Below are 15116 nucleotides of genomic sequence, written 5' to 3' on the forward strand. Positions count from 1 at the left end.
GCCCGGCGACGCCCCCGCCGCCGGCGCACCGAGAGCCTTCATTTCCTCACGCAACGCCGGGCGCTCCGTGCTTGTCTGGCGAACACGTCGGTCAGCCCGCCATGGCTCCATGAGGGGATGACGCGCGCTATTTGCCGAACGCCTCTTCGCGCTCGCGCACGGAAGGGCCCTTGCCCTCGATCTGCGCGGCAGCTTCGGCGGCGGCTTCGTCCTGGAGCTGGCGGTTCCACATCTCGGCATAGAGCCCGCTCTGTTCGAGGAGGCTCTGGTGCGTGCCGCGCTCCACGATGCGCCCGGCCTCCACGACGATGATCTGGTCCGCCTTCACCACGGTGGAGAGGCGGTGGGCGATCATCAGCGTGGTGCGCCCGGTCGCGACCTCGTCGAGGGCGGACTGGATGTCCTCCTCGGTCTTGGTGTCGAGGGCGGAGGTCGCCTCGTCGAGGATGAGGATCGGCGGTGCCTTCAGGATCGTGCGGGCGATCGCGACGCGCTGCTTCTCGCCGCCCGACAGCTTCAGCCCGCGCTCGCCGACCTCGGTGTCGAAGCCCGCCGGCAGGCTCTCCACGAAGCGCGCGATCTGCGCCATCTCGGCCGCGCGCACCACCTCCTCGCGGCCCGCACCGGGGCGGCCATAGGCGATGTTGTAGGCGATCGTGTCGTTGAAGAGGACGGTGTCCTGCGGGACGATGCCGATCGCGCGGCGCAGCGAGATCTGCGTCACCTCGCTGATGTCCTGCCCGTCGATGGTGATGCGCCCGCCCGAGACCTCGTAGAAGCGGAAGAGGAGGCGCGAGATCGTGGACTTGCCCGCGCCCGAGGGGCCGACGATCGCGAGCGTGTGGCCGGCCGGGATCTCGAAGGAGATGCCATGGAGGATCGGGCGCTCGGGGTCGTAGTGGAAGTGGACGTCCTCGAAGCGGACGGCACCTTCGGTGACGTGGATGTCGGGCGCGCCCGGCTTGTCCTTCACCTCCTGCGGGATCGCCAGCACCTTGAACATCGCCTCGATGTCGGCGAGCGCCTGCTTGATCTCGCGATAGACGAAACCGATGAAGTTCAGCGGGATCGCGAGCTGCATGAGAAGGGTGTTGACCATCACGAAGTCGCCGATGGTCTGCTCGCCCGCCATCACCGCCCGCGCTGACATCACCATGATGATGGTGAGGCCGACGGTGAAGATGACCGTCTGGCCCATGTTCAGCCAGGCGAGCGAGGTCCAGGTGCGGATCGCGGCGTCCTCGTAGCGCTCCATGGAACGGTCGAAGCGCTCCGCCTCCATCCGCTCGTTGTTGAAATATTTGACGGTTTCGAAGTTGAGGAGGCTGTCGATCGCCTTGGAGTTCGCGTCCGTGTCGGACTCGTTCATCTCGCGGCGGATGGTGATGCGCCACTGCGAGGCGCGCACGGTGAACCAGACATAGAGGATCACCACGACGACCATCACGCCGAGATAGGAGAAGGAGAACTGGTAGGCGATGACGACCGCCGTCAGCACGAACTCCACCACCGTCGGCAGCGAGTTGAGGATGGTGAAGCGCACCAGCGCCTCGATCCCCTTTACGCCGCGCTCGATCACCCGGCTGAGGCCGCCGGTGCGGCGCTGGAGGTGATAGCGCAGCGAGAGGGCGTGGAGGTGGATGAAGGTCTTGCGCGCGAGCTCGCGCACCGCGTGCTGGCCGACGCGGGCGAAGAGCGCGTCGCGGAGCTGGTTGAACGCCATCAGGAGGATGCGGCCGACCCCGAACGCGATGACGAGCATCACCGGCGCGACGAGGAATGCGGGGAGGGCCCACCCGTCCGCCTTTTCGGCGGCGGCGTGCGCGGCCGGACCGAACTCGTCCTGCGTCAGCGCATCCGTCGTCCACTTGTAGAGATAGGGGATGAGGACGGTGATGATCTTGGCGACGACGAGGAGCGCCATCGCGAGCCCGACACGCGCCTTGAGGTCCGGCCGGTCGCTCGGCCACATGTAGGGCCAGAGGCGGCGGATCGCCCGGAACGTCTCGCCACGGTCGGCGGTCACTTGGGATTGGTCGGAGATGCTCATGCCGTCCGTGTCGTCTTGGCGCGCCGGGTTCGACTTAGACCAATTCAGGTTTTGGCCGAAAGGGGCAAAGGCGGAACCGCCGGCGAAGGGCGCGCGGCGGCTGGAAATTAAAGGGTCGTTCGCGGGGTGGCGGCCCGGCGGATCGCGCGCGGCGCGAGGGTGGGCCTCTCTGGAGAGATAAGAGGCCGTGGCGCGATGTCCACGGCCTCCAGGATCACTCGGCGGCTTCGGTGACCGGTCCGTCGCGGTCGGGGCGGTCGCGCTTCTCGCTCGCCTCCTCCCGCGTCCCCATCCGGGCGAGGACGGGGGCGTAGACATCGGGCGCGTCGCCGCCTCCTGCCTGGGGGGCTGCGGGTGTGCGCTGCGCCGTGGTCGTGGCGGCCTCGGTGTCGGCCGGCTCGAAGCGCACGAAGGAGACCGGCGCGCGGGCCGCGCCCGCGGTCGCGAAGGCCGCGGCGGGGACGAGGGCGGTGCCGGTCGCGGGCGTCGCCGGCGCCGGGACCGGGCGGCCCCTCATGCGGGCGACGGCGCGCGAGACCGTCTCCGGCAGCGCGAGCATCACCGGCACCACGACGAGGGTGAGGATCGTCGAGAAGGCGAGGCCGGAGATGATCGCGGTCGAGAGCTGCACCCACCAGATCGAGGTGATGCCACCCACCGCGACGGTGCGGGTGAAGAAGTCGAGGTTCACCTGCGTCGCCATCGGGATGAGGCCGGCGATCGTGGTGATCGTCGTCAGCAGGATCGGCCGGACGCGTTGGGCGGCGGTCGACAGCACGGCGGTCAGGAGGTCCGGCTGCTCGGCCCGCTCGCGGTTGAAGGTGTCGATCAGCACGATCGCGTTGTTCACCACGATGCCCGCGAGCGCGATGACGCCTGTCCCCGTCATGATGACGGAGAATTTCTGCCCGGTCAGGATCATGCCGAGGAGCACGCCGAACACCGAGAGCACGATCGTGAGCAGCGTCAGCCCCGTCTGGTAGAACGAGTTGAACTGCGTCACGAGCACGATGAACATCATCACCAGCGAGGCGATCATCGCCTTCATGAGGAAGCCGAAGCTCTCGGCCTGGTCCTCGTTGGCGCCGCGGAACTTGAAGTGGATCCCGGTCGGCCAGCTCTGCGCCCCGACCCACTCGTTCAGCTCGGCGATCTTGGCGTTGAGGTCGTAGCCCTCCTCCTCGAGGACGTCGGCCTTGATCGTCATCGCGTAGAGGCCGTCGATGCGGGTGATCGAGGAGACGCGCTGCTGCGGCGTGATCTTCAGGAAGTTCGCCACCGGCACCTGGCCGTTCGCGGTCGGCAGGCGCAGGTCGCTCAGCTGGCCGAGCGTGCGGTCCGCCTCCGGATAGCGGACGCGGATGTCGATCTGGTCCTCCGAATCGTCCGGCTGATACTTGGACAGGAGCACGCCGTTGGTGACGAGCTGGATGATCTGGCCGACGCCCTGGACGTCCGCGCCGAAGCGGCCGGCCTCCTGGCGGTTGATCTCGAGCTGCCACTCGATGCCGGGCAGGGGGCGGTCGTCCTCGACATCGCGCAGCCCATCGACCGTCTCGACGTGCGCGCGGGCGCGGCCGACCGTCTCGACCAGCGTGTCGTAATTGTTGGCGCTGATCTGGAGCTGGATGTCCTTGCCGGTCGGCGGGCCGCCCTCGATCTTGCGGACCTCCGTCTTGGTGCCGGCGAAGTTGGTGCGGGCGCGGATGTCGTCGAAGATCTCGCTCGCGGGGCGGCGGCAGCAATAGTCGACGAGCTCGATCTGGAGCTGGCCGATGATGTCGGCCGGCGTTTCGCCGCCGCCGTCCGCCAGCCCGCCGCCGTTCGACTTGCCGCCCGACGGGAAGGCGTTGGTGACGACATTGTCGACGCCGTCGACCGCCAGCACCTCGCGCTCCACCTCGGAGACGAGGGCGAGGGCCTCCTTCGCGCTCATGTTGCCGCGCGCCGAGACCATCACGACCGCGACGTCCGGCTCCTCGTTCACGAAGAACTCGACGCCGCTATTGTTCGCCCCGTAGGCCATGATCACGGCGACGGCGACGCCCACCACGAAGACGATCGTGGCGAGGATGCCGGCGACGTTGCCCGCGAGGAGGCGCAGGAGCCGCACATAGAGGCGCGTCACGCCCTGCACCTTGGCAAGGTCGAAAGGGCCCTGCTGCGGCGTGGCGGTGACGGTGGCGCGGTCGGCGCCCCAGCGCCGGGCAAGGCGCGTCGTCACGATGGTGGCAAACAGGAAGGCGAGGGCGGCGCCGGCGAACTGCATCGGCCCGGCGCTCGCGAGCGCGAACGCGGCGGCGCCACCGGCGACGAAGCCGGAGATGAGGCCGATGATCAGTGCGTTCGACAGGACCGAGCCCACGGCCGGCAGGAAGACGAGCGCGGTGATGAGCGCGATCGTCAGCACGATCATGACCATGATCGGCAGGTAGCTCATGAACTCGCCCGCAACGCCCGGCCACAGGAGCATCGGGAGGAACGCGATCAGCGTCGTCGCGGTGGAGGAGATCAGCGGCCAGGCCATGAGGTGGGCGGCCTGGCGGAAGGCGTCTGTTCGCGTCTCGCCCTCGGCGACGCGCCGGTCGGCGTATTCGACCATCACGATCGCCCCGTCGACGAGGAGGCCGACGGTGAGGACGAGGCCGAACATGACCATCATGTTCACCGTCATCCCGAGGCCCGACAGCACCAGGAAGCCGAGGAGGATCGAGGTCGGAATCGCGATGCCGACGAGGAGGGCGGAGCGGAAGCCGAGGGCGGCCACCACCACGACCATCACGAGGACGATCGCGGTGGAGATCGAGGCCTCGAGACTGCCGAGCACCTCGTAGATGAAGCTCGACTGGTCGAGGAGATAGTCGATCTTGATCGAGTCCGGCCACGCCTTCGTGTAGTCGGTGACGACCTGGCGGACCGCGTCATTGTTGAGGATGATGTTCTCGCCGAGGCGCTTCACCACGTTGATGGTGATCGCCGGGCGGCCGTTCACGCGGGTGAACTGGGTCGCGTCCTTGAAGGAGCGCCGCACCTCGGCGATGTCGCGCACGGTCACGACGCCCTCGGCGTCCTGCTTCACCACCATCGTGTAGACGTCGGCCGGGTTCTCGACGAGGCCGGGCACCTTCACCGAGAAGCGGCCCTCGCCGGTGTCGAGGAAGCCGGCCGGGACAAGCGCGTTGTTGCGCGACAGGCGCTGGAGGAGGTCGAGCGGCTCGATGCCGTAGCTCTCCATCAGCGTGCGGTCGATCACGACCTCGAGCTGCTCCTCGCGCTGGCCGGAGAGGTCGGCCGACAGCACGGTCGGGATCGCCTCGATCTGGTCCTTCAGGCGGCGCGCGTGCTGGAAGAGGGTGCGCTCCGGCACGTCGCCCGAGAGCGCGACGATGATCGTCGGCACCAGCGAGAAGTTGGTCTCTGTGATGGTCGGCTCTTCGGCGTCTTCCGGCAGGTCCGCCTTGGCGCGGTCGACCTTGTCGCGCACGTCCGCGAGCGCCTGGTCCTTGTCGAAGTCGGCGTTGAATTCGAGAATGATGCCGGCGTGGGATTCCGACGCGGTCGCGCGGATCTCCTTCAGCCCGTCGAGGCTGCGAAGCTGCGTCTCCATCGGCTTGACGAGCAGGCGCTCGGCATCCTCGGGCGAAATGCCCTGCTGCGTCACCGAGATGTAGAAGACCGGGACGTCGATGTCCGGGTTCGCCTCCTTCGGGATCGCCGCGTAGACGAACCCGCCCGCGACGAGCAGGAAGACGAGGAGGGTGAGGAGCGTCCGCGGACGGTCGAGAAGCCCGTCTAGGATGGCCTTCATGAGCCCTCACTCTCCGAGACCGGATCGACGGTCTGGCCCTCGGCGACATAGTCCTGGCCGACCGTGATGATCGTGACCTTGTCCGGAAGGCCCGTGACCCAGAAGCCGTCGCTGTCCTGGGTGACGATCTTCACCGGCTGGAAGGCGACCTTGTTGTCGGCGTCGACCGTGCGCACGCCGACCGCGCCCGTGTCCGACAACGTGAGGACGCCGGCCGAGACGCGGTGCGCCTTCACCGGGTCGAGCGGGATGTGGGCCTCCGCCGTCACGCCGTCGCGCAGCTTGCGGTCGGCGTTCGGAACGCTGAGCTCGACCGTGAAGGTGCGCGTGTCGGCGTTCGCGGTCGTCGAGATGTAGCCGACTGTCCCCGTCACGTTCTCCCCGGTGAGGAGGCGGATGTCGGCCGAGACGCCGGGCTCGATCATCGGGATGTCGCGCTCGGAGACCTGGCCCGTCACGATGATCGGGTCGGCATCGACGATGGTGGCGCACAGGCCCCCGATCGCGAGCATCGACCCGACATCGGCGATCGGCTCCTGCACGATGCCGGCGATCGGCGCCTTCACGATGGTGCGCTCCAGCTCCTGCTCGGCGGCGGCGACGGCGGCGACCGCGGCATCGCGCGCGGCGCGGGTCGCGGCGACGCGGGTCTCCGATTCGAAGCCGCGCCCCTTCAATTTGCTCGCCGCGTCGAAGTCGAGCTCGGCCTTCGCCGCCTCGGCCTTCGCCTGGGCGACCTGCGCCTCGCGCACGCCCCGGTCGAGACGGCACAGGACGTCGCCGGGCTCGACGACGCTGCCGCGATCGACCGGCCGCTCATCGAGCCGGCCGGCGGTCTCGGCGGCGACGGAGACGAGCGAATCGGCACGGGTGCGGCCACGCATCGTCAGCGTCCGCGGCCGTTCCTCGGCCGTGATCTCCTGGACGCGCACGCGGAAGGGGGCGGACTGCGCCTGCGAGCGTTCGGCGGGCGGGCGACGCGTCGCCTCCTGCGCGTTGCCCGACACCACCATCTCGCCCGAGAGCATCCAGGCCGTGATGGCGGCCGCCATCACGAGCGAAAGGATGAGCTGAACTCTCATTACGTGTTCCTACTCGGCTGCGTCGGCCACATCGTGGCGGGCCATGGCGATGAGTGATTCTGCATTGCGGTCGAGATAGTCGAGCGACGCGCCCATGCAGGTGCGGCCGTAGCCGGTGATCCAGGCGACGCCCTCGTTGACCTTGTCCTCGCTCGCGATGCGTTCGAGGTGGCGGATCTCCTCCATGAGGTTCTGCCGCCGCTCCTCGATCGCGGCGCGCACGACATCCTGCGGGAGGTCGGCGGCGAACTTCGCGACAAGGAGAAAGCGCGAGCGGAAGAGATCGGTTCCGGGGTGTTGCGAGAGCGCATCGATCAGCGCATCACGGCCGGTGTTGGTGATCGCATAGACCTTGCGCGAGGGGCGCCCGGCTTGCGTTTCCTCGCGAACGGTCACAAATCCGTCCGCGGCCAGCCGCGCGAGGGCCGGATAGATCGAGCCGTAGCTCGCATCGACGAAGTAGCGATAGTCGCCCTCGACCGACGCCTTCTTGATCTCATAACCCGTCGCTTCGCCACGGTGCAGGATGGCGAGGCAGAGCGTGCTGACGGGGCTCAACGTGTCGACGGGCAACGGCGGTCCTCGCTTCGGTATATTCCTGTTCGATATATACCAGCCCGATATGGCAGTTCCATGGCACACTTCAACCCTGTTCGTGGCCGTGGTGCCATGTCGCTCATGCGCGCTGAGTGCGCTCTCTTTCCTTGAATTTCCGCGATCGGCCCCTTATCGTGCTTGATATGGAAACAATTATTGGGGTGAACGGGGCGCGGATGGCACAACACCGCCTTTCTGCTGACGCGACTGAAATTGTCGTGGAGCGTGAAGCAACCAACGCGGCTGAGGTCGCGGTCGAGACGAGCGAAGATCATCTGATGATGCGGCGCGGAATCCGATGCGCCGGGGCTCACCTGATCGTCGATGTCTATGGCGGTGAGCGGCTTGACGATCTTGACCATATCGAGACGACGCTGAAGCGCTGTGTCGAGGTCGCGGGCGCCACCCTTCTGCACGTCCACCTGCATCATTTCGACGAGAATGGCGGCGTCTCCGGCGTCGCGGTGCTGGCCGAGAGCCACATCTCCATCCACTCCTGGCCCGAGCACGATTATGCCGCGCTCGACATCTTCATGTGCGGCGAGACCCAGCCCGAGGCGTGTGTCGAGGTTCTGCGCGAAGCGTTCTCGCCCGACCGCATCGCGGTCAGCGAGTTGCTGCGCGGCCGCGGCGTCTGAGCATGGCGGACGAGACCAGCTGGGTCTTCGAGACGGTCAACGATCCTGAGGGCTTCCGAACCGCGCTGAAGGCCGAGGGGCCCGTGCGCGTGATCGACAGCGCCCAGGATCTGGCGGTCTTCGAGAACAAGACCTTCGGCCGCGTGATGATCCTCGACGGGGCCTACCAGATCACGACGGGCGACGAGTTCGTCTATCACGAGATGATGGCGCACGTGCCGCTCTTCGCCCACGGCGCGGCGCGGGACGTCCTGATCATCGGCGGCGGGGATGGGGGCGTCGCGCGCGAGGCGCTGCGCCATCCGGTGGACCGCGTCACGATGGTGGAGATCGACCGCGCGGTGGTCGACCTCGCCCGCGAGCTCTTCCCGGACGTCTCGCGCGGCGCGTTCGATGACCCGCGCCTCGACCTCGTGATCGACGACGGCGCCGCCTTCGTCGCCAACGCGCCCGCGGGCGGATACGATGTCGTGATCGTCGACGCGCCGGATCCGGTGGGGGCGGGGGCCGTGCTCTTCACCGCAGACTTCTATGCCGGGTGCCGGAGGATGCTGAAGCCGGGCGGGGTGCTCGTCACCCAGTCGGGGATGCCGTTTCTGTCGGCGGACTGGCTCAGCGGCCATGCCGCGACGTTGCGGGGCGTCTTCGGCGCGGTGTCGTTCTTCCTCACCACGGTTCCGAGCTATGTCGGCGGGCCGATGGCCCACGGCTTCTCCACCGACGATGCGGGCCTTGCCGCCGTGCCGGTCGAGACCCTGCGTGCGCGCCACGCCGCGCTCGGCCTTACGATGCGCTACTGGACGCCCGCGGTGCACGCCGGCGCGTTCGCCCTGCCGGCCTATGTGGCCGAGATCGTGGCGGACGGGGAATAGGTCGCGGCGGCGCTGCGCTTGTTTTGAGGCGCGCAGCGTGTATCACTCCCGCGCGATCGAGAGGGGCGGCGCGTTCCGCCCCGGCGCCCGCGCGGCCGCGATCGGGGGCGGTTAGCTCAGCTGGTTAGAGCGGCTGGTTTACACCCAGTAGGTCGGGGGTTCGAATCCCTCACCGCCCACCAGAGCCCCCCGGCATAGCCCAGACCCTTGAAATGATGCGCCGGACGGTCGGCGCGCCGCGTCAGAACAGGATCGCGGAGATGTCGTCCTGGGCGGCCGGGCGTGGGCTTGCGGGGGGCGGGGGCGCGAGGCCGTGCGCGCCGGCCCACTCGTCATGGACGGTCCGCTCGCATTCGATCGAGAGGACGGCGCGCAGGGCGGCCGCGCGCGCGGCGAAGGCCTCCGTCGGCTCGAAATGCGGCGCGCCCGGCACCCGCCATCCGTCGACGGCGCGCGCGAGCGCCTCCACCTCGCCGAGATGGGTGCCGAGGAGGGCGGCGCCTTCGGCGGCGACGTCGCCGAACGCGTCGTTGCGCTGGCGCAGCTCCTCCAGCCGCTCGGTCAGCGATTGGCCGAGGCTCGTGAGGTCCCGCTTGATCGCGCTCGCGACGGCGCCGGCCCCCGCGTCCGCGTCGTCCTGCGAGCGGGCGAGACCGGCCGACACGCGCGACCACATCTCCTCCAACCCGCCGACCTGACGCTCGAGCTCCGCGCGGCACGCCGCGATCTCGGCGGCGAGGGTGCGCAGGTGCTCCGACACCGCCCGCATCGCCGCCCCGTCCTCGCCGAGCCCGACGCAGGCGATCACCGAGTTGAAGCTGATATAGCGCATCGCCTTGCCGGTCTCGGCGAACGCGCCCACCGCGTCGAGGAGGGCGCGCATACTGGCGCCGAGCTGCGCGGCGTCCCCGTCGAGGACGATCTGCGCCTCGCGACTGCGGATGAGGAGGGCCTCGATCTCCTCCACCGCTGCGAGGAGGGCGAGGCCGCGCTCGCCGGGCGCCGGCAGGAGCACGCGGACCGCCTCGCGGAAGGTGCCGATGTGGGTCTCCGCCTCGCGCAAGGCGGAGATCGCGCGGGAGACCTCGACCGTGTGGCGCGCCAGCGCGTCCGCGAGCTGAAGGCGGGCGAGGTCGTGGAACGCGTCCCGCTCCTCTGTGTCGCCCCGGCCGGCGGCCTCGAAGATCGCCTCAACATGGTCGAGGCGCTGGCGGTGGGCATCGCCCGCCTGCATCGCGCCGACCGCGACCGTCACCGCCCCGCGCACCCGCGTCGCGGCCTCGCCGAGGCGGCCGCCGCAGGTGGTGAGGTCGCCGAGCTCCTCGGTGAACCCGTCGAGATCGCCGGCAAGGGCCCGCGTCATCCCGTGCATGCGCTCGCCGAAATGCGCGCCGAGGGCCTGGCCGCCCGCGTCGACGCGCGCGGCGTCGCTCTCGAGCGCGGTCAGGCGCTCGCCGATATCGCGGCCGATCGTTTCGACCTGCGTCGCGACGCGCTGCACGCTGTCGGCGATCGAGCCGAGGTCCACGTCCTCCGCCTTCGTGGTGCAGGCGATGACCTGCGCGTTGAGCGACATCAGCCGCATCACGCCGAGGAGGCGCTTCAGCCCGGCGACGGCGGCGCGCATGTCGCCGAGGGTACCGGCGATCGACTCGATCGGGGCGAGCGCGTCCGTCACCTCCGTGGCGCTCCGGGCGCACCGGGAGGCAAGGTCGGGCACGGCCTTGGCGAGTCGCGCCGCGTGGTCGGACAAGGCGAATTCCGCGATCCCCGCGACGTCGCGCTCCAGCGCCGTGAAGGCGTCGAGCGCCGCGACGAGCCGGTCGCCCGCGGCGGTGAAGACGTTCTCGGTGCGATGGCGCAGGACCCCCACCTGCCGGTGCAACACTCCCGCCTCCCGTGTCGGATCCGAATGGGTCATGCCGAGCGCCTCGCCTGGGCCTCGCCCCAGGCCGCGATCTCCGCAGGGACCGCGCCGAGGGGCAGCACGCGGTCGACGGCGCCGCGCAGCACCGCCTCGCGCGGCATGCCGTAGACGATGCTCGTCGCCTCGTCCTGGGCGAGGGTGCGCGCGCCGGTGGCGTGGAGTTCGGCCATGCCGGCCGCGCCGTCGTCGCCCATGCCGGTGAGGATCACGCCGAGCGCGTTGGCGCCGGCCTGCTGCGCGGCGGCGCGGAAGAGGACGTCGACCGAGGGCCGGTGCCGGCTGACATAGGGGCCGCCGACGACGCCGACCCGATACCCGCGACCCGAGCGCTGGAGGAGGAGGTGGTGGTTGCCGGGCGCGACGAGGGCGAGCCCCTGCGCGACCGCATCGCCGTCGGCCGCCTCCGCGACGCGGATCGCGGAGAGCGAGTCGAGGCGGCGGGCGAAGGCGGCTGTGAAGTGCTCGGGCATGTGCTGGACGATGACGATCGCGGGTGCGTCCGCGGGGAGCGCGGTCAGCACCGATTGCAGCGCCTCTGTCCCGCCCGTGGAGGCGCCGATGACCACGATCGGCGCGGTCGGCGCGATGCGCCGCGGGGGCGCGGCCGGGAGGATCGCGTCCGCCGTCAGCTTGTCGCCCGGCACAAGCTCGGCGACGGCCGCGTTGCCGCGCCGGGAGGCGACGGCGGCGCGCAGCGCGTCCCCGATCCGCATCGCGGCCTCGCGGCGGGCCTGCGGTGTGTCGAGCCGGGGCTTGGCGAGCACCTCGGCCGCGCCCGCGTCGAGCGCGGCGAGCGCGGCGCGCGAGCCCGACTCGGTGTGGCTGGAGCAGACCACCACCGGGAGCGGGCGCTGCGCCATGATCTTCTTGAGGAAGGTCAGCCCGTCCATGCGCGGCAGTTCGAGGTCGAGCAGGATCACGTCCGGCAAGGCGGTCCGCATCCTGGCGGCGGCGTCGAACGGGTCGGCCGCGCTCGCCATCAGGCTGAGGCCCGCATCGGCGCTGATGATCCGGCCGAAGGCGGCCCGGATCGAGGCGGAATCGTCGACCACCAGCACGTTCAGCGGCTTCGGAGAGCGTGTCATCGGTCAGTCCTTCCGGTAGACGGCGGGCGCTTTCTGGGTGAGGCCGATGCCGCGCACGACCATCGATTCGGAGTGCCCGACGATGAGATAGCCGCCCGGAGCGAGGTGCTCGGCGAGCTGGTGCAGCACCCGCGCCTGGTCCTCGGCGTCGAAGTAGATGAGGACATTGCGCAGGAAGATCACGTCGACGTCCCGGTCGACGGGATAGGCCCGCCCCATCAGGTTGAGGCGCTGGAAGTGGACGCGCTGGCGAAGCTGCGGGTGGATCCGGCTCTGGCCCGCGCTGTCGCCGGTCCCGCGCATCAGCCAGCGGGTCGCAAAGTGCGGCGGGACGGGGGCGAGTTGATTGTCGTCATAGATCGCGAGTTCGGCCACATCGAGCACGGCCTTGTTGATGTCGGTGCCGAGGATGCGCCAGTCGAGCGGCCCGTCCTGCGTCGCCTCGGCGCACACCATCGCGATCGTCCACGCCTCGGCCCCGGTCGAGGCCGCCGCGCTCCAGATCTTGAAGGCCTCGCCGCCGCCTTTGCGCCGGGCCGGGATGATCTTGCTCGCAAGAATGCGGAAATGCTCCGGTTCGCGGAAGAAGTCGGTCTTGTTGGTGGTGACGGCATCGAAGATCACGTCCCGCTCCTCGGAGAGGGCCCCGCCGACGAAGACATGGTCGAGATAGGCGTCGAGATCCGGGAGGCCGAGCGTCAGGATGCGCCGCTTGAGGCGGCTCTCCACCATGAGACGCTTGTTGGGCGGCAGGCCGACCCCGATTTCCTCTTTGACCATGCTGGTCAGGCGGTCGTAGCTCATTGTTGCTGTCCGATACTCACGGGAACTCTGACTCGATCGACGCTGGCTCGTTCCTCCGGCAGTCGGTCCGCGGCCGGCATCGACGCGGACGGAGGGATTGTCTTGGCGCTCAGGCGGCGAGCACGAACCCGCCGCCGGCATCTTCCGTGCGCAACATCCGCTCCACGTCGAGGAGCGCGACGAAGCCGCCGCCCTTGCGGCCGAGGCCGGTGACGAGGCGGGCATTCCAGTCGAGGAGGCGCGCCTCGGGCAGCGGCTCCAGCGCATCCCCGTCGAGCTCGGTCACCTCGAAGACGCGGTCGGCCTTGAGGGCGAGCACTGCATCGCCGCCGCGCAAGGGGAGGCGCAGGACGACGATGCGCGTGCTCTCGTCATCCTCGATCCACCCCTTGCCGAGGAGGAGGCCGAGATCGAGGACGGCGACGCTCTTCCCGCGCACGTCGATCACCCCGAGGATGTGCGAGGGCGCGTCGGGCAGGCGCGTGATCGGGCGCGTGTCGAGGATCTCCTGCACGCTCGTCACGGGGATGGCGAAGCGTTCCTCGCCGACCCCGAGCGTCAGGACCTGCCCGACGCCGCTCACGCCGCGCGCCTCTTGCCGGCGGGCGCGGCGGTGAACTTCTCGTCCAGCGCATCGTTGCCCGCGTTGAGGTCGAAGTCGAAGCCGCCGCCCGAATGCACCCGCGTCGCGGAAGACGACACGCGCTTCGGCGCGGCCTTGGCCTTGGCGGCCGCGCGCGTGCCGGACGCCGCCGCCTGCGCCTCCAGCGTGCGGAAGAAGGAGATGGCGGCCTGAAGCTCCTCGGCCTGGCTCGCGAGCTCCTGGGCCGTCGCCGACATCTCCTCGGCGGCGGAGGTGTTCTGCTGGGTGACCTTGTCGAGCTGCTGGATCGCGGTGTTGACCTGCGCAGCGCCCGTCGCCTGCTCCTGGCTGGAGTGGGAGATTTCGGCCACCAGCGCCGAGGTGCGCTCGATGTTGGGGACGAGGCTCTCCAGCATCTCGCCCGCCTCGCGCGCGGCCTTCACCGTGTTGCCGGAGAGGGCGGAGATCTCGCCGGCGGCCGACTGGCTGCGCTCGGCGAGCTTGCGCACCTCCGAGGCGACCACCGCGAAGCCGCGCCCGTGCTCGCCGGCCCGCGCCGCCTCGACCGCCGCGTTGAGGGCGAGGAGGTCGGTCTGGCGGGCGATCTCCTGCACCACCATGATCTTCTCGGCGATGGTCTCCATCGCCTCCACCGCGGCGCTGACGGCCGAGCCGGACGTCCGCGCGTCCTCGGCGGACTGCTTGGCGATGCCCTCGGTCTCGGTGGCGTTCGAGGCGCTCTGCTTGATGTTGGCGGCCATCTCCTCCATCGAGGAGGACGCCTCCTCGGTGGACGAGGCCTGCTCGGTCGCGCCCTGGCTCATCTCTTCGGCGGCGGAGGAGAGCTCGTCGGACCCGGCCGCGACATTGCGCGAGGCGGCGGTCACGTCGGAGACGACCTCGCGCAGCTTCTCGATCATCGCGTTCAGCGTCCTCAGGAGGTCGGCCACCTCGTCATTGCCGCGCACGGGCACGGTCTCGGTGAGGTCGCCGTCGCCGACGGCGCGGGCGAGCTTGATCGCGCCGGAAAGGCCCCGCGAGATGGACACGGTCAGCCAGAAGGCGATCAGCGAGCCGAGGATCGCCGCGCCGGCGAGGATCGAGATGAGGAGCGTGCGCGCCGTCTCGTAGGCGACATCGGTCGCCGCCGCCGTCGCCGCCATCTCATCGCGGTTGCGCTGCACCATCGCGTTCAGCCGGTCCCGCATCCGGTCCCAGATCTCGCGCACCTCGGTGTCGACGAGGGTGTAGGCCTGCTCGGTCTGGCCGGATCGGGCGAGGCGCATGGCGCGGTCGTTCAGCCCCTTCAGCGAGTCCCGCTCGCCCTTGAAGGCTTCGAGATCCATGCGGCCGGCCTCCGAGGCGACGGCGAAGAGCGCCTCATAGGTCTGATCCGCCGTCGCGCGCCAGGCCTCCATCCGCCGGTCGAGATCGGTCCTGTCTTCCGCCGGGGCGAGGATGAAGGAGCGCACGTCACGGGCGACGCGAAGCTGCTGGGTCTGCAATTCGGCCGACATGCGCACACGCTCGGCGCTCTTTTCGACGATCTCGTTGACGGCGTGGTTCGCCGCCCCGAGGTCGCGCAGGGCGAGGAGCTGTCCCACCCCCGCCATGGCGATCAGGAGGATGAAGGCGAGCGCCAGTTTGAGCTTGATCGTGACACGCATCGG

Annotated in this window: 11 protein-coding genes and 1 tRNA gene; 3 read left to right on the forward strand and 9 right to left on the reverse strand. The window is 69.7% G+C overall.

Features of this window, described 5'->3' with window-relative positions; translation table 11 throughout:
* Positions 1-127 precede the first annotated feature (127 nt).
* The 4 genes from DBV35_RS08400 to DBV35_RS08415 all read right to left on the reverse strand — a co-directional run bounded on the left by DBV35_RS08400 (position 128) and on the right by DBV35_RS08415 (position 7513).
* Positions 128-2050 carry an ABCB family ABC transporter ATP-binding protein/permease gene (locus DBV35_RS08400; RefSeq protein ID WP_108659709.1) on the reverse strand — a complete coding sequence of 641 codons (1923 nt, stop codon included), beginning with the start codon at positions 2048-2050 and terminating at the stop codon, positions 128-130.
* 214 nt (positions 2051-2264) lie between these two features.
* The gene (locus tag DBV35_RS08405) at positions 2265-5858 is read right to left on the reverse strand and encodes an efflux RND transporter permease subunit (protein WP_108659710.1); all 3594 of its coding nucleotides are present in this window, start codon (positions 5856-5858) and stop codon (positions 2265-2267) included.
* Entirely contained in the window at positions 5855-6940 is a 1086-nt protein-coding gene (locus DBV35_RS08410; protein WP_108659711.1) for an efflux RND transporter periplasmic adaptor subunit, read from the reverse strand. The genes DBV35_RS08405 and DBV35_RS08410 overlap by 4 nt, the downstream gene beginning before the upstream one ends.
* 9 nt (positions 6941-6949) lie before the next feature.
* Positions 6950-7513: a PadR family transcriptional regulator gene (locus DBV35_RS08415; protein ID WP_245943875.1), complete on the reverse strand. Its 564-nt coding sequence runs from the start codon at positions 7511-7513 to the stop codon at positions 6950-6952.
* A gap of 116 nt (positions 7514-7629) precedes the next feature.
* Between DBV35_RS08415 and speD the strand changes: the two genes are divergently transcribed.
* The 3 genes from speD to DBV35_RS08430 all read left to right on the forward strand — a co-directional run bounded on the left by speD (position 7630) and on the right by DBV35_RS08430 (position 9229).
* Positions 7630-8175, forward strand: coding sequence for an adenosylmethionine decarboxylase (gene speD / locus DBV35_RS08420; RefSeq protein WP_245943876.1), 546 nt, complete (start codon positions 7630-7632; stop codon positions 8173-8175).
* A gap of 2 nt (positions 8176-8177) precedes the next feature.
* Entirely contained in the window at positions 8178-9047 is an 870-nt protein-coding gene (speE, locus tag DBV35_RS08425) for a polyamine aminopropyltransferase (protein ID WP_108659712.1), read from the forward strand.
* Between the two features lie 105 nt (positions 9048-9152).
* Positions 9153-9229: transfer RNA gene (locus DBV35_RS08430), tRNA-Val, on the forward strand.
* 59 nt (positions 9230-9288) lie between these two features.
* On the opposite strand, the gene DBV35_RS08435 is transcribed toward DBV35_RS08430, so the two are convergent.
* The 5 genes from DBV35_RS08435 to DBV35_RS08455 all read right to left on the reverse strand — a co-directional run bounded on the left by DBV35_RS08435 (position 9289) and on the right by DBV35_RS08455 (position 15113).
* Positions 9289-10935, reverse strand: a complete 1647-nt coding sequence (locus DBV35_RS08435; RefSeq protein ID WP_157961641.1) for a hypothetical protein — start codon at positions 10933-10935, stop codon at positions 9289-9291.
* A 29-nt stretch (positions 10936-10964) separates the two neighbouring features.
* The gene (cheB, locus tag DBV35_RS08440; protein WP_108659714.1) at positions 10965-12059 is read right to left on the reverse strand and encodes a chemotaxis-specific protein-glutamate methyltransferase CheB; all 1095 of its coding nucleotides are present in this window, start codon (positions 12057-12059) and stop codon (positions 10965-10967) included.
* 3 nt (positions 12060-12062) lie between these two features.
* Positions 12063-12863, reverse strand: coding sequence for a CheR family methyltransferase (locus tag DBV35_RS08445; RefSeq protein WP_108659715.1), 801 nt, complete (start codon positions 12861-12863; stop codon positions 12063-12065).
* A gap of 109 nt (positions 12864-12972) precedes the next feature.
* A complete protein-coding gene (locus DBV35_RS08450) occupies positions 12973-13446 on the reverse strand; it encodes a chemotaxis protein CheW (RefSeq protein ID WP_108659716.1) in 474 nt (157 codons plus the stop codon).
* Positions 13443-15113, reverse strand: a complete 1671-nt coding sequence (locus DBV35_RS08455) for a methyl-accepting chemotaxis protein (RefSeq protein WP_108659717.1) — start codon at positions 15111-15113, stop codon at positions 13443-13445. The genes DBV35_RS08450 and DBV35_RS08455 overlap by 4 nt, the downstream gene beginning before the upstream one ends.
* Positions 15114-15116: the final 3 nt, after the last annotated feature.

This window comes from Acuticoccus kandeliae (assembly GCF_003073115.1).